The sequence below is a fragment of the Peteryoungia rhizophila genome (assembly GCF_004912145.1).
Classification (GTDB): Bacteria; Pseudomonadota; Alphaproteobacteria; order Rhizobiales; family Rhizobiaceae; genus Allorhizobium; species Allorhizobium rhizophilum.
This window is the reverse complement of record NZ_STGT01000002.1, coordinates 25,051-46,947: the sequence shown is the minus strand read 5'-3', so window position 1 is coordinate 46,947 and position 21,897 is coordinate 25,051. Positions and strand designations below refer to the sequence as shown.

The 21,897-nt window shown below is 61.3% G+C and carries 18 protein-coding genes; 12 read left to right on the top strand and 6 right to left on the bottom strand.

Annotated elements, in window-relative coordinates:
* From E9677_RS06220 to E9677_RS06200, 5 genes are all read left to right on the top strand, one after another.
* Positions 1-993: an ABC transporter permease gene (locus tag E9677_RS06220; protein ID WP_136557252.1), complete on the top strand. Its 993-nt coding sequence runs from the start codon at positions 1-3 to the stop codon at positions 991-993.
* A complete protein-coding gene (locus tag E9677_RS06215; RefSeq protein WP_136557251.1) occupies positions 990-2,003 on the top strand; it encodes an ABC transporter permease in 1,014 nt (337 codons plus the stop codon). The genes E9677_RS06220 and E9677_RS06215 overlap by 4 nt, the downstream gene beginning before the upstream one ends.
* Positions 2,003-2,326 carry an L-rhamnose mutarotase gene (rhaM, locus tag E9677_RS06210; RefSeq protein ID WP_136557250.1) on the top strand — a complete coding sequence of 108 codons (324 nt, stop codon included), beginning with the start codon at positions 2,003-2,005 and terminating at the stop codon, positions 2,324-2,326. The genes E9677_RS06215 and rhaM overlap by 1 nt, the downstream gene beginning before the upstream one ends.
* Positions 2,287-3,705, top strand: a complete 1,419-nt coding sequence (locus tag E9677_RS06205) for an FGGY-family carbohydrate kinase (protein WP_408014691.1) — start codon at positions 2,287-2,289, stop codon at positions 3,703-3,705. Before rhaM ends, E9677_RS06205 begins: the two co-directional genes overlap by 40 nt.
* A gap of 163 nt (positions 3,706-3,868) precedes the next feature.
* Positions 3,869-4,768: a helix-turn-helix domain-containing protein gene (locus E9677_RS06200; protein WP_136557248.1), complete on the top strand. Its 900-nt coding sequence runs from the start codon at positions 3,869-3,871 to the stop codon at positions 4,766-4,768.
* Between the two features lie 45 nt (positions 4,769-4,813).
* Here the strand turns inward: E9677_RS06200 and E9677_RS06195 are convergent, their stop codons facing one another.
* The gene (locus tag E9677_RS06195; protein ID WP_136557247.1) at positions 4,814-6,958 is read right to left on the bottom strand and encodes a TonB-dependent siderophore receptor; all 2,145 of its coding nucleotides are present in this window, start codon (positions 6,956-6,958) and stop codon (positions 4,814-4,816) included.
* Positions 6,959-7,274: 316 nt separating this feature from the next.
* On the opposite strand from E9677_RS06195, the gene E9677_RS06190 reads away from it, so the two are divergent.
* From E9677_RS06190 to E9677_RS06170, 5 genes are read left to right on the top strand one after another with little or no spacing between them, the layout of a single operon-like run.
* Entirely contained in the window at positions 7,275-8,270 is a 996-nt protein-coding gene (locus E9677_RS06190; RefSeq protein ID WP_136557246.1) for an iron-siderophore ABC transporter substrate-binding protein, read from the top strand.
* Complete coding sequence (locus tag E9677_RS06185) at positions 8,267-9,310, top strand: FecCD family ABC transporter permease (protein WP_136557245.1); 1,044 nt, start codon at positions 8,267-8,269, stop codon at positions 9,308-9,310. The genes E9677_RS06190 and E9677_RS06185 overlap by 4 nt, the downstream gene beginning before the upstream one ends.
* 32 nt (positions 9,311-9,342) lie before the next feature.
* Positions 9,343-10,356, top strand: coding sequence for a FecCD family ABC transporter permease (locus E9677_RS06180; protein ID WP_205910126.1), 1,014 nt, complete (start codon positions 9,343-9,345; stop codon positions 10,354-10,356).
* The gene (locus E9677_RS06175; RefSeq protein WP_136557244.1) at positions 10,353-11,183 is read left to right on the top strand and encodes an ABC transporter ATP-binding protein; all 831 of its coding nucleotides are present in this window, start codon (positions 10,353-10,355) and stop codon (positions 11,181-11,183) included. The genes E9677_RS06180 and E9677_RS06175 overlap by 4 nt, the downstream gene beginning before the upstream one ends.
* Positions 11,180-12,241, top strand: coding sequence for a DUF2218 domain-containing protein (locus E9677_RS06170; RefSeq protein WP_136557243.1), 1,062 nt, complete (start codon positions 11,180-11,182; stop codon positions 12,239-12,241). Before E9677_RS06175 ends, E9677_RS06170 begins: the two co-directional genes overlap by 4 nt.
* 128 nt (positions 12,242-12,369) lie before the next feature.
* Here the strand turns inward: E9677_RS06170 and E9677_RS06165 are convergent, their stop codons facing one another.
* The 5 genes from E9677_RS06165 to E9677_RS06145 all read right to left on the bottom strand — a co-directional run bounded on the left by E9677_RS06165 (position 12,370) and on the right by E9677_RS06145 (position 18,728).
* On the bottom strand, positions 12,370-13,173 hold the full coding sequence (locus tag E9677_RS06165) for an inositol monophosphatase family protein (protein ID WP_136557242.1): 804 nt from the start codon (positions 13,171-13,173) through the stop codon (positions 12,370-12,372).
* A gap of 31 nt (positions 13,174-13,204) precedes the next feature.
* Positions 13,205-14,263, bottom strand: a complete 1,059-nt coding sequence (locus tag E9677_RS06160; protein ID WP_136557241.1) for an ABC transporter ATP-binding protein — start codon at positions 14,261-14,263, stop codon at positions 13,205-13,207.
* Positions 14,260-16,491, bottom strand: a complete 2,232-nt coding sequence (locus E9677_RS06155; protein WP_136557240.1) for an ABC transporter permease — start codon at positions 16,489-16,491, stop codon at positions 14,260-14,262. Before E9677_RS06155 ends, E9677_RS06160 begins: the two co-directional genes overlap by 4 nt.
* A gap of 80 nt (positions 16,492-16,571) precedes the next feature.
* Complete coding sequence (locus E9677_RS06150) at positions 16,572-17,597, bottom strand: ABC transporter substrate-binding protein (protein WP_136557239.1); 1,026 nt, start codon at positions 17,595-17,597, stop codon at positions 16,572-16,574.
* A 108-nt stretch (positions 17,598-17,705) separates the two neighbouring features.
* Positions 17,706-18,728, bottom strand: coding sequence for an ABC transporter substrate-binding protein (locus E9677_RS06145; RefSeq protein ID WP_136557238.1), 1,023 nt, complete (start codon positions 18,726-18,728; stop codon positions 17,706-17,708).
* A 213-nt stretch (positions 18,729-18,941) separates the two neighbouring features.
* Between E9677_RS06145 and E9677_RS06140 the strand changes: the two genes are divergently transcribed.
* Positions 18,942-19,682, top strand: coding sequence for a response regulator transcription factor (locus tag E9677_RS06140; protein ID WP_136557237.1), 741 nt, complete (start codon positions 18,942-18,944; stop codon positions 19,680-19,682).
* Positions 19,679-21,805 (top strand): sensor histidine kinase, encoded by a 2,127-nt coding sequence (locus tag E9677_RS06135; RefSeq protein ID WP_136557236.1) that lies wholly within the window; start codon positions 19,679-19,681, stop codon positions 21,803-21,805. The genes E9677_RS06140 and E9677_RS06135 overlap by 4 nt, the downstream gene beginning before the upstream one ends.
* Positions 21,806-21,897 lie beyond the last annotated feature (92 nt).

Genomic DNA, 21,897 nt, shown 5'->3' with positions numbered 1-21,897 from the left:
ATGCAGAACCTCTTCAAGAACCGGGAAATGCTGCTGGGCCTGATCATCATCGGCATGATCCTGAGCTTCACCACGCGCGCACCCAATTTCGCCTCGCCTGAAAACCTGGCGAATATCTTCAACGACACCTCGATCCTGATCATCCTGGCACTCGGCCAGATGGTCGTGATCCTGACCAAGTCGATCGACCTGTCGGTCGCCGCCAATCTCGCTTTTACCGGCATGGCGGTCGCAATGCTCGACAGCGCCTATCCGGGCCTGCCACTCGCCCTCCTTGTGCTTGTTGCAATCGGCATCGGCGCAGCACTCGGCGCCATCAACGGCTTCCTCGTCTGGGCCCTGCAGATCCCACCGATCGTCGTGACGCTTGGCACACTCACCATCTATCGCGGCATGAGCTTCGTGCTCTCGGGCGGCGCATGGGTGAATGCCCACCAGATGCAGCCAGACTTTCTGGGCGTGCCGCGCCTGCCGGTGCTGGGCTTGCCGATCCTCTCCTGGGTCGCGATCGCGGTCATCCTGCTGATCGGCTTCATCCTCGCCCGCACCCCCTTCGGTCGCTCGGCCTACGCCGCCGGCGGCAACCCGGTCGCGGCCATCTATGCCGGCATCGATGTCGGTCGCGCCCGCTTCCTCGCCTTCGTGCTGTCGGGCGCGCTTGCCGGCCTCTCAGGCTATCTCTGGGTCTCACGTTACGCCGTCGCCTATGTCGACATCGCCGCCGGCTTCGAACTCGACAGCGTCGCTGCCTGCGTCATCGGCGGCATCTCGATTGCAGGCGGCATCGGCACTGTCATAGGCACGGTGCTCGGTGCCCTCTTCCTCGGCGTCATCAAGAATGCCCTCCCGGTCATCGGCATTTCGCCCTTTGCCCAGATGGCGATCTCCGGCATCGTCATCGTGCTCGCGGTGGTCTTCAACGCTCGAGCCGAACGCAAAAAGGGACGTATCATCCTGCGTGATCGCGCAGCCACAACGGAGGGGGCAGCATGAGCACCTCGACCAGCCAAACCCACGAGACACGGGTCATTCCCGATCGCCTCGAGACACCGTTCCGTCGCCTGCTTGGCAGCTGGGAGGTTCTCCTCTTTGCTGTCGCGATCATGATCTTCATCGCGAATTCGCTGGCCTCTCCCTATTTTCTCAATGCCTGGAACCTCTCGGACGCCACTTTCAACTTCACGGAAAAGGCGCTGATCGCCTTTGCCATGGCGCTCCTGATCATCGCCGGCGAGATCGATCTCTCGGTCGCCGCCATCATCGCGCTCGCCTCGACCGCCATGGGGTATGCCGTTCAAATGGGAATGGGGACACCTGGTCTCGTCGCTATCGGCATTACAACCGGCCTTGCCTGCGGCGCTTTCAACGGCCTGTTGGTCGCCGGCCTGAAACTGCCGTCGATCGTCGTGACGATCGGCACGATGAGCCTCTTCCGCGGCATCTCCTATCTCGTGCTGGGTGACAGAGCCTTTGGCAAATATCCTGCGGACTTCGCCTTCTTCGGCCAGGGTTATGTCGTCTGGGTCATCTCGTTCGAGTTCGTCCTGTTCCTGGTTGTGGCCTGTCTCTTCGCCATCCTGCTGCATCGGACCAATTTCGGCCGCCATGTCTATGTGATCGGTATGAACCCTCTGGCCGCACGTTTCTCCGGCATCCCGGTCGAGCGCGTGAAGTTCATCCTCTTCTTGCTGACCGGGCTGATGAGCGGCATCGCCGCCGTCTGCCTCACCTCCCGGCTCGGCTCCACCCGCCCTTCGATCGCTCAGGGCTGGGAGCTCGAAGTTGTCACCATGGTCGTGCTCGGCGGCGTCTCAATCCTTGGCGGTTCCGGGACGATTGTCGGCGTGGTGATCGCCGCCTTCGTCATGGGCCTCGTCACCTTCGGCCTCGGCCTCCTGAATGTCCCTGGCATCGTCATGTCCATCTTCATCGGATTGCTGCTCATCATCACCATCGCGCTCCCCATCGTCGCGCGACGGATCAAGCATGCGAGGAACGCCTGATGAGCCAGACCGAACGTCACGTCTTCAAGATGAAACTCAATCCCGGCATGGAAACGGAATACCGCAAGCGCCATGACGAGATCTGGCCAGATCTAGTCGATCTTCTGCATGAAGCCGGCATCAGCGACTACACCATCCATCTCGATCCGGAGACCAACCTGCTGATCGGAGTCCTGACGCGCAAGAAGACACACGGCATGACGGACCTACCCTCCCATCCCGTGATGCAGCGCTGGTGGGTACACATGGCGGATGTCATGCAGACCAACCCGGACAACTCGCCATGGGCGGTCGACCTGAAACCCGTCTTTCACATGCCATGACAGAAAGCCTTGAGCGAATAGCCGTCATCGACATCGGCAAGACCAACGCCAAGGTGGTCATTGTCGATGGGCGGACAGGTGCGGAAGTGGCCGTCCGCAAGACTGCCAATATCGTGCTGGCCGGCCCGCCCTATCCGCATTTCGATACAGAACGGCTATGGGCCTTCATCCTCGACACCCTTGCCGAGTTCGCAGTCGACCCGGGCTTCGATGCCCTATCCATCACCACACATGGTGCGAGCGCGGCCCTGCTCGACGACAAAGGCGCACTTGCGCTGCCCGTGCTCGACTACGAACACACCTACCCGGACGAGGTGAACCGGGCCTATGACCTGATCCGACCGGACTTCAGGGAAAGCTTTTCACCCCGTATCACCGGAGGTCTCAATCTAGGTGCGCAGCTCCACTTCCAGCGAGACCGTTTTCCCAACGAGTTCGCGCGTGTCTCGACCATCCTCACCTATCCGCAATACTGGGCCTATCGCCTGACGGCTATCGCGGCCAACGAGAAAACTTCGCTCGGATGCCACACCGATCTATGGCTTCCCTTTGCAGACCAATATTCGGCTCTCGTCGACCGCCTTGAGATTGCGGACAAGATGGCGCCGATCCGCTCCGCATTCGATATCCTGGGCGATATCCGACCGGAAATCGCACGAAGGCTCGGCCTGTCGAAACCGGTCCCGGTCTATTGCGGCATTCATGATTCCAACGCATCGCTCTTGCCGCACCTCGTCGGCTTCGGCCTTCCCTGCACGGTCGTATCGACAGGCACATGGGTCATCTGCTTTGCGCCCGGAGGGCAGCCCGAAAAGCTGGATAGCGAGCGGGACACGCTTGCCAACGTCGATGCCTATGGCACCGCCGTACCGTCCGCCCGTTACATGGGCGGCCGCGAATGGGAGATTGCGACGAAAAAGCTGGCGGCCGTGACAGCGGAAGCGGAATGGGCGGCCGTCGCAGACGTGGTATTACACGAGCGCATGTTGTTGCCGAGCAGCGTAAGCGGCACCGGTCCGTTTCCGTCCATGAAAGGTCGATGGCATTTGGAAGCGGAGAAGGTTGCAGAACGTCAGGCCTCGGCCAGTCTCTACCAGGCCTTGATGACAGTGACCTGTCTCGACATGATCGATTCCAAGGGGCCGATCATCGTCGAGGGGCCTTTCGCCGCGAACCGCATTTTTGTCGCAGCCTTGCACAGCCTGACACGACGAGATGTTTACGTATCAACATCGCAGACCGGCACATCGTCGGGTGCGGCACTTCTTGCGGGGATCCGGCCATCGTGCCCACCCCGTTTCGTCGACGAGACCATTCCCGGACTCGACCGCTACGCTGCGACATGGCGGAAACTGATTGCCTTAGAAAGGGATCAATGAGCCGCCCGAAGCGCTGAATTGCAGGCCAAACCCAAGCGTCGACGACCACAGAAATATGACCGATTAAGTCATCTTTATTGACCCCGCGCATTTTTCTGGCCAAAGGTACCCCCGTGTCCCGGCAGCCGTGCAAGCCACCGACGATGGGCGAGAGGCGAGAGAGTTGACCTATCTACACCAGATGCAGACCGAGATAGACGGCATTCGGGCCTTGCTGCCGGCTAAATGGCGCTCATTGGACGGCATTGTCGGTGTGCATTGGGATGCGGAGGGCCATGCGGGTGCCAGCGGCTACTATCTGTCTCCTGATCCCCGCATCATGTTCTTCTTCAACGACGTGAGCACCCAGATCCAGGTCGCCGACCAGCGCGGGGAAGTCGGCCACGGTGAGCGCGGAATGGCGCGGGCGATCTATGTCCCGGCCGGCGTTCCCATGTGGACGAGGTTCACGCGGCGCCACCGCTTCTCGCACCTCGACCTGCATCTGCACCACGATCGGATGATGCGCTACATTTCGCCAGTGATCGGCACGTCGGCTGCACGCGCGACACTGAAACAACCTGTGGAACTGCACGACCCGGGACCGCTGACCAGTCTGGCGAACCTCGTGGTCGAAGAGCTCTCGACACATGTCCGGCACACGGCTTTTGCCGAAAACCTGATCGGCAGCATCGTCACCGGGCTCCTCGATCTGCAGGGGGACGAGACGAGTGTTGGTGCCGCCAGTGGGCGGCTGACCCAGGCACAACTGAACCGACTTTCGGCCTACTTCGCCAATTGCGGTGGTCGGCGCCTCGCCGTGAAGGAGATGGCGGATGTGGTCGGGCTGTCCGAAAGCTGGTTCGCGACCGTGTTCCGTCAGACGACCGACATGACCCCGCTCCAGTGGCAGCTGGCACGCCGCATCGACCTCGCACGAAAGCTGCTCGGCGATACCTCGATGAGCATCGCCGAAATCAGCGTCCAGCTCGGCTTCACCGACCAGGCGCACTTGACCAAGGTCTTCCGCAGCGTGACCGGCGAGACCCCTGCCGCCTGGCGGCGCGCACATCAACTGGATTGAGGAAGCGCGCCCCGCCAGATGTGAAGCCGGCGGGGCCCGTTCATCTCACCAGGTCTGGCGGATGGTCGCGTAGATGGTGCGCCCCGGATTGTAGAAATCGGCACCGTAACCAGCGTTCGCAATATACTTCTCGTCGAACACGTTGCTGACGTTCAGTTCAAAGCTGGTGTTTTCCCGGATCTTGTAGGTCAAGGCTGCATCGAAGACGATATTGCCATCGGTCGAGCCCGTATTGGCGTCCGTGTAGAAGTAAGAGCCGATATAGCGAGCCCCGCCACCGACAGTCATGTCGCCCCGCTGCCCGTCCCCATCGATCGTGTAGTTCAGCCAGAGCGAAGCAGTCTGGCGCGGAACCATGGCGAGCTCATTGCCTTCATTTCCAGCAGTGCCGTTCTCCATGATCTCGGACACGAGGTAAGAGTAACCGCCGGTCAAGCTGAGATTGTCGGTGAGCTCTGCCTTGGCTTCCAGATCGATACCACGAACGCGCACTTCGCCGATCGTCTCAGGCAGTGCGGTTGATGGGTTCGTTCGCGTGATATTGGTCTTCGTCAGATCATAGATCGATGCGGTGAACAGAGCCGGGAAAGCCTCCGGGCTATATTTCACACCAAGCTCCATCTGCTCCCCACGCTCGGGATCAACGCCGACGCTTGGAGGGGCGACGGACTCGGCATAACTCGCATAGACCGCGAACTCGTCCGTGACGCGATAGGTCGCGCCGATACGCTTGGAAAACTCGCTGAAGTCACCCGCGCTTTCGGTCGTGATCGGAGAACCGTTGGTGTACCACTCGGTATCCACCGAAGACAGATCCATCCAGTCGTTCCGCAAACCGACGGATACGATCAGCTTTTCCGCGAATGTCGCCTCTTGCTGCAGGTACAAACCAACCGTCGACTGCTTGCTGACATCGGCGACATAGGGCGTCGCATAGGTCGGCGCGCCACTATAGACCGGATTGGTCCAGTTGATGTCCGGCGCACTCATATAGTAGGTCGTGCCGGTCCCATTGTGGCGCTTGTAGTCGAGACCTGCGAGCGTTCTGCTCTCAACGAAATCGAAGCTTCCATCATATTGCAGATGGGCATCGATGAGGAAATCTTCTCGATTCTGCGCGTTGCCGTAATAGTCTCGCGAAACGGTCGTCCCGGCATAATCGGGAGTATTGTCCTGAACATAGGCATAACCGAAGCCTGTATTCGACTTGCTGTAGCGGGCATTTGAGCCGAACGTCAGGCCATTCCCGAAATCGTGGTCGAACAACACACTGAAGGTGTTCCGGTTCGTCGTATCGTAATTGTAGTCCGGCTCGCCGAGAAACACACTGCGGTCGAGATTCGTGCCGATCGGATGCCCACCACCACCGGGAACGCTGTCACGGTTGAGGTGATCGTAGACCAAGCTCAAGCTGGTCATGTCCGTTGGCCGCCAGGTCAGGCCGCCCATGATGAACTTCTCGTCGTCCTGTGAGAAATCGTATTCCTTCTCGGCATTCTGCAGCTTGCCGGTCAGGCGGTAGGACAGGGTATTGTCCTCGGTCAGATTGTCACCGAAGTCGAAGCCGACTTCACCACGCTTGTTCGACCCTGTCGTGCCATAGACTTCGCCGAAGCGATCCGTCTTGGGTAGCTTCGTCGCATAGTTGATGGCACCACCGGGGTCCGATACGCCGTAGACCGTCGAGCTTGCCCCCTTCAGGACCTCCACACGTTCGAACGCGTAAGGCTCCTCGCGGACGCCGCCGAAGGGGTCACCGAGGGTGAGGCCATCGCGATAGGCCCAGGCGTCGAAGCCGCGAATTTTATAGTAGTCGAAACGGTCGTCGGAGCCGTAGAAATCTGCGGTGACGGCAGGCGTGTACTGAAGCACCTCTTCGATACTCTTCGCCGCACGCTGCTGGATTTCCTTGGCCGTCACGACGGAAACCGATGCGGCGGTATCCATGATGTCTGTGGTCATACGGCTGCCGGCTGCCGCTTTCGTTGCAACCACGGTCTTAGAATCCGCGTCACCCTGACCGGCGCCCTCCACGGTGATGGTCTGGAGAACGGTGGTTTCGCTATCCGCGTCCTGCGCTCCCGCAAATGCAGGCATCAAGGCGATGAAAGCTGTGCAGCCCAAAAGCACGGCAGTACGCTGGCGGATGGAAGCTCGGCTCGTGCTTCCGGAAGAAATGACTCTGATCATGATGTTTCCAGGATTTGGCGTTCAGACATTCCGTCTCGACGACCCCTGAGGATCATCGTCGGGAGCCAACCGATATCCAGGATCAACTTGCAGTCTCCTTCGGCCCTATCCCCAAGCCCGGCTCGCCACAGATTAATCCCTCATCGGTCTGCCGGCCATTAACTGGATAATTTTCATCCAGTATTGTAGAATCCCCTTTTTTGTAAATTCCCCCGGAAAATCAAGAGGCGCTTTTGCCAGCGCGGTGCAAAAAGCTTGACCCCACCCGGTGAAGCTGAGAGGGAAAGTCAACTTAATCAAGGGATGATTGTGACCCATGCGGATCAACTTGCATCACCTGGGGCTTGCCGCCGCGCTCCTGTGCCTGTCATGGACCACCTCCGTGCGAGCGGCCGAACAGACCCGTTTTCCACTCGATATTTCTCATGCGCTCGGAAAGACCACGATCGCCGCGAAGCCGAAACGCGTGGCGACGGTTGCCTGGGCCAATCATGAAGTGCCTCTCGCTTTGGGCGTGATCCCCGTCGGCATGGCCGCGGCGAATTTCGGCGACGATGACGGTGACGCGCTGCTGCCCTGGGTGGCTGAACGCCTGAAGGAACTCGATGCCGATGCACCGCAACTCTTCGATGAAGGCGATGGCATCGATTTCGAAGCTGTCGCCGGCACGCAGCCGGAGGTCATTCTTGCCGCCTATTCGGGATTGAGCCAGTCTGACTACGACACCTTGAGCCAGATTGCCCCGGTCGTCGCCTATCCGCAGGCGCCCTGGTCGACGGACTGGCGCGAGATGATCCGTTTCGACAGCGCCGGCCTCGGCCTCGCTCAGGAAGGCGAAACGCTGATTGCCGACATCGAAGAGAAGATCGCTGCGGAAGTTGCGAAATATCCGGAGTTGAAGGGCAAGACGGCCATGTTCGTCACCCATCTCGACGCTCATGATCTCAGCATCGTCAACTTCTACACGACGCAGGACACACGCGTCCGCTTCTTTGCGGATCTCGGTCTCTCCATGCCGAAAAGTGTGACGGAGGCGTCTTCGAACGGAAGTTTCGCCGGTTCGATCAGCGCCGAGCAGATCGATCTCTTCGATGACGTCGACATCCTCGTGACCTATGGCGACCGGGGATTGATCGAGGCCATGAAAGCCAATCCGCTGCTCGCCCACATGCCGGCCGTCAAGCATGACGCGATCGTCACGCTGGGCCGCGATCCAGTCGGCACTGCCGCCAACCCTACGCCCCTCTCGATCACCTGGGTGCTACCCGCCTATGTCGCCATGCTGGCAGAAGCGGCCAGAAAGACGGAATGACGGCGCTGGCGAGACATCAGGCACACCGGCAATCGTCCGGTCGCGCGACAAACACCAGCCGATTATTCTGGCTCGGTACGGTCGTCGCAATCGGCGTCGCGGTCGCGGTCCTGTCACTGATGATCGGCACGCGCGATGTCCCGGTGGCCGATGTTCTGGCTGCAATCTCTGGCGATACATCGACGCTGGATCGCGCAGCAGTGGCGACGCGCATTCCGCGGACCATCCTTGCCTTGATGGCAGGCGCGGCCCTCGGCCTCGCCGGCGCCGTCATGCAGGGTGTCACGCGCAATCCGCTCGCCGACCCCGGCATTCTCGGAATCAATATCGGCGCCTCGCTGGCAGTGGTCGTCGGCGTCGCGTGGTTCGGCATCAGTTCCGCCCACACCTTCATCTGGGTCGCGATCGCAGGCGCGGCAGCGACTGCGGTCTTCGTCTATGTCATCGGCTCGATGGGCCGCGGTGGCGCGACGCCGCTGAAGCTCGCGCTGTCAGGCACGGCGACATCGATTGCCTTTTCCTCGCTGGTGATCGCCGTCGTTCTTCCCCGGGCAGACATCGCCGGCGGCATCCGCTCCTGGCAGATCGGCGGTGTCGGCGGCGCGACGTTCGAACGTATGGAGCCGGTTTACGCCTTCCTCTTGGTCGGCTTCGTCCTGTGCCTCCTCTCGGCAAGACGGCTCAATGCGCTGGCCCTCGGCGACGAACTCGCAGCCGGCCTTGGGGAACGCGTGGCACTTGCCCGGGGCATGGCAACGCTCGGCGCCGTGATGCTCTGCGGCGCAACGACAGCCGTCTGCGGTCCCATCGGCTTTGTCGGTCTCGTCGTTCCGCATGCCTGCCGACTGCTGGTCGGCGTAGACCATCGCTGGCTGCTGCCGTTCTCGGCACTTGGAGGTGCTATTCTGCTGACCACGAGCGATGTCCTGGGACGTCTCGCAGCTCGCCCGGCCGAATTGGAAGTCGGCGTCGTCACCGCCCTGATCGGCGCACCCTTCTTCATCTTCATCGTCCGGCGACAGAAGGTGAAAGACCTGTGAACGGCCTCCAGATCCCTCCGCTGACGGCTGCGATGATCGCATCGAGCCGTCGCCGCCAGGCCCGGCATCGTCACGCGCTTCTGGCCTCAATGATGGTCCTGGGGCTGCTCGGCTTCTTTCTGACGCTGATGGCAGGACAGACTTTCACCCCCATTCCCGACGTCGTGCATGTTCTCATGGGTGAGAGTGTTCCCGGCGCCGATTTCACCGTCGGCCAGTTGCGCCTGCCGCGGGCTATTCTCGCAATCGTCGCAGGTGTCAGCTTCGGGCTGGGTGGAGCAGCCTTCCAGACGATGCTGCGCAATCCGCTTGCCAGCCCTGACATCATCGGCATCACGTCCGGAGCAAGCGCAGCGGCGGTCTTCGCGATCGTCATTCTGTCGCTGAGCGGCCCCACCGTCTCCTTGCTTGCCGTGGCCGCCGGTCTCGCGGTCGCGCTTCTGGTCTATGGCCTCTCGGCGAAAAATGGTGTGGCCGGTTCGCGCCTCATCCTCGTCGGGATCGGCGTTTCGGCCATGTTGGAAAGCATGATTGCCTATGTGCTCTCCCGCGCCCCCGCCTTCACCCTGCAGGAAGCCATGCGCTGGCTGACCGGCAGTCTCAACGGGGCAAAGCTCGAACAGAGCCTCCCCGTGATGGCATCCCTTCTCGTCTTCGGGGCGCTCATCCTCTTCAAGGCGCGCGATCTCGAAGCCATGCGAACCGGCGACGAGACGGCAACGGCTCTCGGGGTGAACGTACCAGCGACGCGCCTCATCGTGATGATTTCAGCCGTGGGATTGATCGCCACCGCCACCGCCGTCACCGGCCCGATCGCCTTCGTCGCGTTTCTCGCTGGCCCGATCGCCACCGGCATGTTCGGGCGCCGCAGTTCCATACTTCTGCCGGCCGGTTTGGTAGGCGCCGTGCTGGTCCTGATCGGAGACTTCGTCGGTCAGTTCCTGCTTCCCGGCCGCTACCCGGTCGGCGTTGTCACCGGCGCGCTCGGCGCCCCCTATCTCATCACCCTGATCATCCGGAACAACCGCCGCGGAGGTACTCCATGACCGATCCCCGCCTCGAGGCGAAATCCCTTTCTGCAGGCTATGGCGAGAACCTCGTCCTCAATGACCTGGACCTCGCCATTCCCTCCGGCCGGATCACCGCGATCGTCGGTGCCAATGCCTGTGGCAAATCCACCCTGCTCAAGGCCCTGTCACGGCTGATCGCACCCAAGCGCGGCGAAGTCCTGCTCGATGGCCGGGCGATCCACCGGCTCCCGACCCGTGAACTCGCCCGGCGGCTCGGTCTGCTTCCGCAGTCCCCCATCGCGCCGGACGGCATCACGGTCATGGATCTCGTCAGCCGGGGCCGACATCCGCATCACGGTCTTTTCGCCTCCTGGACTAAAGCTGACGACAAGGCCATCGCAGACGCACTCGAGGCCACCCAGACCGCAGACCTCGCGGAGCGTCCGGTGGACGAGCTGTCAGGCGGCCAACGGCAGCGGGCATGGATCGCCATGGCACTGGCGCAGGAGACCGAAATCCTGCTTCTCGATGAACCCACGACTTTCCTCGACATCAGCCACCAGATTGACGTGCTCGACCTGCTGACGGATCTCAATCGGTTCCGCCGCACGACCATCGTCATGGTCCTGCACGACCTGAACCTCGCGGCTCGATATGCAGACCATCTCGTCGCCATGCTCGACGGCAAGCCATTCCGGACGGGCGCCACCCAGTCCGTGCTCACCGAGGACATGGTGCGCCACGTCTTTGGCCTTGAAAGCAAAATCCTCACCGACCCGACCTCGGACAGACCGATGATGCTTCCCATCGGACGTCACCATATGCAGCAGCCCTCCGTTTCCAATCTTCAGGCACGATCATGACCGATTTTCAGCCCGCCCGTCTCTCAGGGGTCGCACACCCCGCCGATGTCAGCGCCATGCTCGACGAGATCTGCGAACATTTCGTCGAGCATTCCGACGTCGTCCACAAGGGCGGCATCGCCACCCTCAAATCGGAGGACTGGACGATCGACATCGCAACCATGAACGACCATCTGGCAATCGAGATCAGTACGGACAGCGACGAAGCGCTGGCGGCGACGCGCACCATGTTCGCCGAGCACCTCTTTTATTTCGCGGGCGACGAACCTTTCTCGCTCGAATGGTCGAAGCCCGCGCCGAAGGTGAGACCACCCGGCTTTGTCGAGGCGAAGGTCGTATCGGCGCATGACGTGACCCCACGCATGCGCCGCGTCACCCTGTCTCTCGCGGATGTGTCGCCCTTCATCGGCGGCAACATGCATGTTCGATTACTCGCGCCGCCGAAGGGCCGGCCGCCGGTCTGGCCGAACCTCCAGGAGAATGGCCGGATCGGCTGGCCCGAAGGCGACGACGAATTGGTCGTCAGGGTCTACACGATCCGCTCCGTCGATCCGGAAGCCAACCATGTTTGCATCGACATCCTGCAGCATCCGGCCGAAGGCATTGCCACGCCCGGCGCGGACTTCGCGCGCGATACGGTGCCCGGCGAGCGCGTTGCACTCATGGGACCCGGCGGAGGTGGCCTGCCTGACGCGCAGGATATATTATTCGCGGGAGATGAAAGCGCGCTTCCCGCCATCCTGCGCATGGTCGAGGAGGCACCGCCGGGCGTGACGATGAAGGCGATCATAGAAATCGAAGACGCCGGCGAGGAGCAGCCTCTCCGAAGTAAGGGGCAAGTACACGTCGAGTGGCTTCATCGTGCGTCCTACGCGCCGTATGCAGCCGGCACTCTAGTAGAACGTGTGAAGGCGGCGCTCGATACGGTGGACGAAAGCACCTTCGTCTGGTTCGCAGCCGAGAAGGCAGACGTCCGCACGATCAAGCGTTATCTGGCTGAGCGAAAGCGCGATAGAAAGCGGCAGTATGTTGCCTGGTACTGGGAGAAGGACGCGTAACGCAACCAAGCGCACGGCAGAAACAGGAAAGCTCCCCGGCGTTCGAGCCGAGGAGCTTGGTGCGGCAATCCAGTAGCGGAAATCTGAATTGAGGGATCGCCAGGTCGGCGTCCCTTATCGGCAATCGGTCAAAGATTGCTCATGTGAAGATCGAGCAACTCATCATAGCAGGACGTGTTCGCGGCAAGCACGGGATGCCCATCGAGGAACTCGGCGCCGCTTCCCGGGAAGGCAAGGCTCTTGCCCCCGGCTTCACGCACGAGGCAGAACCCCGCCATGCAGTCCCACGCCCGCATATGGGGCTCGTAGTATCCGACCAGACGCCCGGCTGCGACATAGGCGAGCATCAGCGCGCCCGACCCGTTGCGAATGAAATTGCCGCCGCGCTGCATCAGACCTGCGATGATCGCGCCGACACGTTCAGGCGTGACGTAGCTGTTGCAGCCGATGCCCGTCATTGCGTTCTGCAGGTTGCGGGTCGGATCGAGGCGCAGGGGCTTGCCGTTGAGCGTCGTACCGAAACCATGGGCCGCCGCGAAGAGTTCGTCCGAGCAGGGCACGTGAATGACACCGACGACCGGTTGGCCATCCCGAACGATCGCGACGGACACGCACCAGGTCGGCATGCCGTTGACGAAGGGAGCAGTGCCGTCGATGGGATCGACAACCCAGGTGAAGCCGGAGGAGCCCTCATCGTGTCCGAATTCTTCTCCCAGAAACCCGTCATTGCCGTAGATGTCGGCCACCTGCTCCTTGAGAAAGGTCTCGACATTTCGATCGGCGATAGAGACCACATCCTGCAAATCCCGCTTCGTCTCGATCACCAACGTGTCGCGCCGGTTGAAATAGTCGAGCGCCATGGCGCCCGCCTCCGCCGCCAGCGTCTTGGCTAGCGCAAAACGCGCTGCGAGTGCCGTATCATTCACTGTCATTCTCATTATCCTTGGTCTTTTTGAAAAATTATCAGCCGCTGATCACGGCAATGCCACGGTTCTTGAACGCGAGTGTGACATCACTTGCAGCGGCGTGGGCACGGTCGACGTCATGATCAATCACGAAAAGCGTCCCGACATCGGTCTCGACTTCATATTCGACATGGCCGCCGAGATAGGCAGAGTGAAGGACGCGACCCCGCAGCCCCTCCGCGCCGGCTGCACCGATCCTGATCGCACCGGGTCGGACTGCAAGCTTGGCCGGGCCCCGACCCGCGCTGGAACGGAGGCGATGCTCAAGATTGCTCACCCGCACCAGCACCTCGCCGGCATCGGAATTGACAACCTCGCAAGGCAACACGTTGGCCTCTCCCATGAAGTCGGCAATGAAGGGCGAGGCCGGGGCCTCATATAGTTCGCGCGGGGCGCCGGACTGGGCAATCTCGCCATCCTTCATCACGATGATCCGATCGGAGACGGCGAGCGCCTCGTCCTGGTCGTGGGTAACGTAGACGGCCGTGAAGCCGAGGCGCTGCTGGAGGTCGCGGATTTCGGTGCGGACGCGACGGCGCAGACGTGCATCGAGGTTCGAGAGCGGCTCATCGAGCAGCAGCACCTGCGGCTCCAGAACCAGGGCACGGGCGACGGCGACGCGCTGCTGCTGGCCGCCTGAAAGTTCTGCCGGCAGGCGATGGCCCATGCCGGCGAGGCCGACGAGCTTCAGGCCCTCTTCGGCCTTCTCGCGCGCTTCCTTCTTGCCCAAACCAGACGACTCCAGGCCATAGGCGACATTTTCCAGCGAGGTCATGTGCGGAAAGAGCGCGTAGGACTGGAAGACCATGGAAACGTCGCGCTCATTGGCGGGCAACATGGTCACATCCTTGCCGCCGATCAGGATCTTGCCGGAGGTCGGGTGTTCTAGGCCCGCCAGCATGCGCAGCGTCGTCGTCTTGCCACAACCGGAGGGGCCGAGCAGGGTCACCAGCGTGCCGGGCTCGATGGTGAGTGACAGATCATGGATGGCAGTGAAGGCGCCGAAGGTCTTGCGAACATTCTGAAAGGTGACGGATCCGGCTTTGACGGTGATCATGCGGTTTTCTCCTGACCGAGAGGAACGGGGCTGTTGTTGCCGAGACCGGCAACACGATTTTCACGGCGCAGCTTGCGTTCGCCGACAAGGAGCTGGAAGCCGGCGATGACGGTGATCATCACGACGATCAGCATCGAGGAATAGGCGATCGCCACCCCATATTCGCCGTTCTCGACAAGGCCGACGATGTAGGAGGTCGCCATGTTATGTTCGGCGCTGACGAGGAAGATGACGGCGCTGATCGAGGTGATGGCGCGGACGAAGGAGTAGACCAGTGCTGCAGTAATGGCCGGCCGCAAGAGAGGTAGGATGATCTTGCGCACGGTACGGAAGCTGTCTGCTCTCAGCGTCAGTGAAGCCTCGTCCAGGCTTTTGTCGAGCTGGCTCATCGCGGCGATCCCGCCGCGCACGCCGACCGGCATGTTGCGGAAGACGAAGCAGGCGATGAGGATGAGGGCCGAGCCTGTTATTTCGAGCGGCGGCAGGTTGAAGGCCATGATGTAGCTGACGCCGATGACCGTTCCCGGAATGGCAAAGCTCATCATCAGGGCGAACTCGAAGAGGTTCCGGCCGGCAAACTTCTGCCGAACGATAATGTAGGCCGTGAGCAGACCGACAGCGGCTGTCAGAGGCGCGGAGATGAGCGAGATTTCCATGGTCGTCCAGAACGAGTTCCAGGCAACACCCGTCCAGGCGATCGAACCATTCTGGATGCTGACGGAAAAGGCTCGAGCGTAGTGATCGAGGGTCAGCGTGTTATCAAGGCCCCAGGTGGTAACGAAGCCACCGACGAGGATCATGCCGTAGACGACGACGGTGAAGATCATCCAGGGGATGACGATCGCATGCACGCCGATCGAGATGCCACGCGGCAGGGCGATGTGAGCGCCACTGTCACCCTTGCCGGTCACGGTCGCGAAGTTCTTGCCCGACAGCCAGAGGCGCTGGGCGAGGAAGGCCGAGAGCGTGAAAAAGAGGAGGACCAGCGCCAGGACGGCGGCCCGCGACGGATCGTTCTGCGAGCCGACCACGGCGAAGAAGATCTCGGTCGAGAGCACGCCATTGCTGCCGCCGAGGACCAGCGGGTTGCCGAAGTCGGCCATGCTTTCAATGAAGCCGATCAGGAAGGCATTGGCGAGGCCCGGCTTCATGAGAGGCAGAGAGACCCGCCAGAAGGTGCGCCAGCGGTCGGCCCTCAGAGTTTGCGAAGCCTCTTCCATCGATGGGCTGACGCCCTCGACGACGCCGATGAGGACCAGGAAGGAAATCGGGGTGAAGGACAGCACTTGCGCAATCCATATGCCGGTCAGGCCATAGAGCCAGCGGCCAGGCTCGATACCAAACAGGCTGGACAGGGCTTCGGTGACTACGCCGGCGCGACCGAAGAGAAGGACCAACGCCAAGCCAATGACAAAGGGCGGCGTGATGATCGGCAGCACTGTGAGAAGCCGCAGGCCCTTCTTGAAAGGAAAGCGGGTGCGGGTCGCCACGAGTGCGAAGGCGAGGCCCAACAGGGTGGAGGCGGATGCCGTCATGATGGCGAGCGTGAAGGTGCGCCAGGCAACGCCGCATCGGCCATCCCCGATGAGGCAGCTCAGGCTCCAGATGCCCGGATCCTGCATGTTGCGGATGAAGCCATCCGGCTTGAAGGAGCCATCGAAATCCTGAACGGCAGCCACGAGCATGCTGCCGATCGGATAAAATACGAAGACGAAAACCAGAAACACAAGCAGTGAAATCGAACCGACGACGAAGGCGTCGCCCTTCATCACGCCGCGCTCGACGAGACCGAAGGCGAACATGAGGACAAAGACGATCGCCATGGTGACGGCACCGGCACCCATGGATGGCTGCCCGTCGGAGAGCGGTCCGAAAAGGGTTTCGCTGATCCCCCAGGTCCAGCCGGAAAACCCGACCGCAAGTCCCTGGAGGCAGAGATAGACGAGGCCTGCCGCGCCTGCTGCCGCAAAGAACGCACCACGGCGCATCGGGTCAGCAATGAAACGTGCTGCGAAACCGAGACCGAAGAAGAGGACGACACCGAGAAGCCAGAGGCGGCCGTAACCCAGAAGCTGCAAAACGCCCGGCGCGGTTTCTTCGGTGAACGGGAACGCGCGCAGCCAGGCAAGGCCGAAGAAGCCGCTTTCCAGCCTGTACCAGGGAAGCAAAATGAAGGATGCGGCTCCAAAGGCCAGCAACAGGTCCAGTCTGCGGTTGCCATGTCTCATGGTCGACCTCATTCAAAGAAATTAGGAAGAGAGCAGAAGGAGCCGGCGGTCCACAAACCGCCGGCGGATAGGGTCAATCGTCAGTTGGCGACGGCGCCGATCTCACGATCCCAGCGTTCCAGCAGCGCCTTGCGCTTCTCTGGGTCGCCGTAGGTCTTGAAGTCGTAGTCGATGAGCTTGATATCCTCGAAGCGAGGCGCTTCCTTCGGGATCTCCGCGGTCTTGTTGGACGGCAGCTGGAAGGACTTGGCATCCTTCATGCGCGACTGGACCTCCGGCTTCAGCGACCAGTCGTACCAAGTCTTGGCGTTCTCCATGTTGCGAGCACCCTTGACGATCGACATGGAGCCGATCTCGTAGCCGGTGCCTTCGCAAGGTGCGATCGACTTGACCGGGAAGCCTTCGGCGGTCTGCGCGACGGCGTCATGCATGAAGACGATGCCGAGGCCGGTTTCGCCACGGGCAGCCGCCTTCACCGGTGCGGAGCCCGACTTCGTGTATTGCGAGATGTTGCCGTTGAGCGCCTTCAGATACTCGAAGGCCTTTTCCTCGCCCATGATCTGCACGAGCGATGCGAGCGCCGTATAGGCTGTTCCGGACGAATTGGGATTGGCCACCTGGATCTCACCCTTCAGTTCGGGAGCCAGGAGGTCGGCCCAGCAGACCGGTTCCTTGTAGCCCTTCTGCTTGAAGATCTCGGTGTTGTAGCCCCAGCCGAGCGCACCGGCATAGACACCGACGGTCTTGAAGCCAGAGCTTTCGGCCTGGCTCTTTGCCCAATCCTGCAGCTGATCGAGCATCGGTGACTTGTATTCTTCCGTCAGGCCCTCGGAAGCAGCCTGCAGATGGGGATCGCCGGTACCGGCCCACCACAGGTCGGTCTTCGGGTTGCGGGCTTCGGCACGGATTTTGGCATAAGCCTCGCCCGAGGACATGCGCACCATGTTCACCTTGATGTCATGGGCTTTCTGGAAATCGCCCTGCATCTGTTCGCAGATGACGACATCGGCAGCGCAGATGAGGTTGAGCTCACCGGCTGCCAGGGCCGAGCCGGCAGACAAGCTCGTGCCGGCAAAGAGAAGTGTGGAGAGTATAGTCAGTCGCATGGGTATCCTCCTGTTGCTTGCGTCTAATGGAAGTCGAAGAAAACGGACAAACCTTCGGCGTCGGTGTCGCGAAGGCACCGTGTCTGGGATCGTCCGGTCGTAGAAAAATCAGTTCGTCGGATTGATCTCGCTGTCGAAGCGGCTCAGCAGCCGACTTCGCTGTTCGGGCGATCCGAAGGTGGCAAAATCATAATCCACCATCTTGATCATCGAGATATCGGGAGCGGCCGGCGGCAGCACAGCCTTGGCATTGGATGGCACCTGGTTCTGGCCCGCAGCAGCACCGGTTGCCTGGCCTTCGGGGCTCAGCGCGAAATCGACGAAACGACGCGCCGCCTCCAGATTACGGCTGCCCTTGACGATGCTGACTGCACCGATTTCGTAACCTGTCCCTTCGCAGGGGGCGACGATGACGAGTGGAGCCCCCGCCTCCTTCTGTGTGACGGCATCATGCATGAAGGAGATGCCGATGGTGATCTCTCCCCTGCCCGCAGCCTTGACGGGCTCGGCCCCGGCCTTGGTGTACTCGGTAATGTTCTGGCCAAGTTCACGCATGTAAGCGAAGGCTTCATCCTCCCCGAGCAATTGCACGAGCGTGACGAGCGTCGTGAAGGCGGTGCCCGAGGAATGCGGGTTTCCCGACAGGATATGGCCGCGATAGATCGGCTTGGCGAGATCCTTCCAGCAATTGGGCGCCGGCAGTCCTGCAGTCGAGAGAAGCTCGCCGTTGTAGGCAAAGCCGAGCGCTCCGGCATAAAGGCCAACGGATGTGCCGCCAGACAGGGAGAAGAAATTGCGAGCCCAAGGCAGAAGGTCTGCTTCCTGCTTCGGACGATAGGGCTCAAGAAGCCCCTCGTAGGCCGCCTGCAGGTGTGTGACCCCCGTGCCTCCCCACCAGACATCGACGGTCTGTGTATCTTTCTCGGCCCGCACATAATCGAGTATTTCGCCGGTGCTCATCCGCGGCATTTTGACGGCGAGCCCAGTCTTGGTCTCGTACGTCTTCTTCATGACGGCACACCAGGCCTCATCGACACCGCAGAGAATGTTCAGTGTGTCGGAAGCCCGGCAAATCGTGGCCGTGGCCAAGGTCACGAAAACCCCTGCGCCGATGGCGGTCAGTAACTTCACGTCGTCCTCCCTCGGAACCTCCCCGTTCCAATGAATGAAGCATGGCCGTATCGACCCGGGCTGGCAACCTGAGAATGGTTACCGATCTTTCACCACCCTACCGCGACCCATTTCAGAGATTTCAAATGTTACAATTGTGACGTTCGTCGATAACCACCAAGTCTTTGGCGTTTTCGCTCCCCGCAGTTATGATGCCGATGGGAGGACTGCAACGTGTTGAACCAAAAGGTGAAAATTCTGATCGTTGAGGACGATCCGGATATGGCGGAGCTTATCTGTGACCTGGTGGAGGCGGAGGGGTGGATACCGGTGACGGCACCATCGGCTGAGGCTGCGCAAGATCTGTTGCAGCATGAGACGGTTCAGTTGGTTCTGGTCGATCACAATCTGCCGGGCCTGTCCGGTCGGGCTTTCGCCCAGCGCTTGAGGGCGCAGACCGATGTCGGTATCGTCATGGTGACGGCAGCCGGCAGCGCGACCGATCGGGTTCTTGGATTAGAAACAGCGGCTGACGACTATGTGGTAAAGCCGTTCGAACCGATCGAACTGACCGCACGGATCAAGGCGGTTCTCCGTCGCACCCACCCGCAATTGCGCCACGACCGCGAGGCCGAGCGCGAACAGACGCCGACAGCGCTCAAGCTCGGCGACTGGGCCGTCGATCTCGGTCAGCGCCGGGCAGTTTGCCTCACCGATCCGACGAAAACGCTCACGGCAGCCGAATTTGCCTTGCTGGAGATCCTCGCCGAAACCGCGAACACGCCTGTCAGTCGCGCCCAGATTCTCGATAGGATGGGCGCCGATTCCGATCGTTTCGTCGATCGAAACGTCGACGTTTTGGTGCTGCGGCTGAGACGCAAGATCGAGCGCAACCCTGACCTGCCCCGCCACATCCAGACACGTCGCGGCAAGGGGTATGTATTGCACACAGACGATGCCGGACCATCACCTTGATCAATCGCGCCTTTCTATCCTCCATCGCCTTCCGATTGCCCTTCGCGATCTCCTTCATCTGCGTCTCCGTCCTGTTGCTTTCGGCCGTCGCCATCTACGGCCTGGAGAAGGCACGCAACGAGATGTCGGATTATAGCGTGCAGGCCTTTTCGAGCCTCGCGAAAGCGTCGCTTGTATCCAGACAGGTCTCCGACCTCGTCTCGAGCGCACCGTTCCTGATGAATGCCACTTCGCCCTACCGTGTCTCGAGCGAAAGCCGCGCTGTAGTCGCGCAAGTGAAGGCGCTCCTTGAAACCATGTCACCGGATCAGCCCGGCGCGGCTATCCAGGGCACCGGCGCGCGCCGGATCATTGAGCTCCTTGAAAGCATCGAGGCTCAGACACTGGCACTGGCGGCAAATGCTGATGCCGCCCAGGTGCATAAGGCCGAAGCGGCTGTTGCCCTCGGCGAGATCGCGACCAGCCGCACCATCCGGGATCCAGATCTGCGCCTGCGTCTGAACGGCATTGCGCAGGCTGCATCGACATCCGACAGCCTGTTCCAACTCGGAGAGCTTCAGCGTCGCTTCGTCGCAGAAACTGCAGTCCGGATGCTGGCCCCCGGCCCCGATCTCAGGGTCTCTGATCAACAGCTTGCGCCCTATCGAAGGATATTCGAAGCCCAGACGCGCTATCTCCTGGAGATGTTCACGATACGCGCCTCCGTCTCGCGATTGCATACCGTGTCCCGTGACCTCTCCCACGCCACGGAAACCCAGAGCGAGACCGTAGCGGGCGCGCTCAATCGCAACCTCGAATCCACATCGAGCGCCCTGCGCCAATTGCTCGTGATGATCGTTCTCGCATCGCTCGCCGTCGTTATCCTGGCGATTCTCTCCATTCGCTCGGTCATGCGCGTCTCGCATGGGATCGGCGACCTTTCGCGCGGGATGAATGCGCTCGCTCGCGGTGAGGAAAACGTAGGGCCGCCTGTTTACGCAGGGACCGAAACGGAGCTGATCCGTTTGCTCGATGCTTTCCGTGCCTTCAAGGAAAGCGTCGATCGTGTCTCCCGGCTGAGACGCACGGCGGAAGCAGCTGCGCGCACGATCCGGTCCACCTTCCGCACGATGAATGAAGGCATCGCGCTTTTCGACCCGGCGGGCCGGCCGATCACGATGAACCGCCGGATCATCGAGCTGATGCGACAGTCAGGCTCGTCGCGGAAAATGCCGCTCAGACGTTTCATCGGGACCATTCCCGAAATCGATCCCCTGCTGATGCCGAACGAACAGGAACCCGGCTCGCTCGTCGAGAGGCGGCTTTTGCGACATCGTTTCCCCGACGATCAAGTCGTGGAAATCTCGGCCTCGCGACAGCCTGATGGCGGCGTCGTGCTGCTGACGCGTGACGTGACCGCCATGGACCGTCAGGAAGTGGAGGCTGCGCGGGCCCAGCGCCTCGACGTGGTCATGCGCATGACGCACCAAGTGAGCCATGAAGTCGGCAACATGATCGGCATCATCACCGGGAGTTTGGGCTTGCTCGAGCGCGAACCCGACTTCACCGACCGGCAGAAGCGCCATCTCGGACGCATCCGCAAGGCTGCAGAACGGGGACGGGCACTCGCCACGAGCATGCTCTCGGTCGGCAGCCAGCAACAGATCCGCCCGGCCTCGATCGACGTCGCCGCCATTCTTCACGGCATGGCCGATGTGCTGGAAATGGCAATCGGCTCCCGCAATCGGCTTGAGCTCCTGGTCGCCGCCGACTTGCCGACAATCAAACTTGACCCGGCGCTTCTGGAGCAATCCGTCCTGAACCTTTGCCTGAACGCGGCGGCAGCAATGCCCACGGGAGGACCGATCCGTGTGCAGGCACACAAAGTCATGGATACTCTGGTGATCGCGGTTGTGGACGAAGGGGTAGGAATGTCGCCCGAAGTCCTTGACCAGGCGCTGGAACCCTATTTCACCACGCGTTCGAAGACGGGGGGCTCCGGTCTGGGGCTGGCGATGGTCTACGGCTTCGTCCGTCAATCCGGCGGGGATGTCAGGATCGTGTCACGTCCGGGCGAGGGCACAGTGGTGGAACTGCATTTTCCGGTGAGCGAAGCTGAGAGCAATGCAAGAGGGGCAGCCTAACAAACTGCACCCCGGAGTCACGAGCATTATGTCTTTGCTGCATCGTGTCATTCGTGCTCTCCCTGAGCCAGGGACCGAGCTCGTCGATGATC

Coding starts and splice junctions, on each gene's coding strand:
- E9677_RS06185 (WP_136557245.1), top strand. CDS start 8,267: ATGACGGCGCTGGCGAGACATCAGGCACACCGGCAATCGTCCGGTCGC.
- E9677_RS06195 (WP_136557247.1), bottom strand. CDS start 6,958: ATGATCAGAGTCATTTCTTCCGGAAGCACGAGCCGAGCTTCCATCCGC.
- E9677_RS06205 (WP_408014691.1), top strand. CDS start 2,287: ATGGGCGGTCGACCTGAAACCCGTCTTTCACATGCCATGACAGAAAGC.
- E9677_RS06220 (WP_136557252.1), top strand. CDS start 1: ATGCAGAACCTCTTCAAGAACCGGGAAATGCTGCTGGGCCTGATCATC.
- E9677_RS06160 (WP_136557241.1), bottom strand. CDS start 14,263: ATGATCACCGTCAAAGCCGGATCCGTCACCTTTCAGAATGTTCGCAAG.
- E9677_RS06150 (WP_136557239.1), bottom strand. CDS start 17,597: ATGCGACTGACTATACTCTCCACACTTCTCTTTGCCGGCACGAGCTTG.
- E9677_RS06190 (WP_136557246.1), top strand. CDS start 7,275: ATGCGGATCAACTTGCATCACCTGGGGCTTGCCGCCGCGCTCCTGTGC.
- E9677_RS06155 (WP_136557240.1), bottom strand. CDS start 16,491: ATGAGACATGGCAACCGCAGACTGGACCTGTTGCTGGCCTTTGGAGCC.
- E9677_RS06215 (WP_136557251.1), top strand. CDS start 990: ATGAGCACCTCGACCAGCCAAACCCACGAGACACGGGTCATTCCCGAT.
- rhaM (WP_136557250.1), top strand. CDS start 2,003: ATGAGCCAGACCGAACGTCACGTCTTCAAGATGAAACTCAATCCCGGC.
- E9677_RS06165 (WP_136557242.1), bottom strand. CDS start 13,173: ATGACAGTGAATGATACGGCACTCGCAGCGCGTTTTGCGCTAGCCAAG.
- E9677_RS06170 (WP_136557243.1), top strand. CDS start 11,180: ATGACCGATTTTCAGCCCGCCCGTCTCTCAGGGGTCGCACACCCCGCC.
- E9677_RS06180 (WP_205910126.1), top strand. CDS start 9,343: ATGATCGCATCGAGCCGTCGCCGCCAGGCCCGGCATCGTCACGCGCTT.
- E9677_RS06175 (WP_136557244.1), top strand. CDS start 10,353: ATGACCGATCCCCGCCTCGAGGCGAAATCCCTTTCTGCAGGCTATGGC.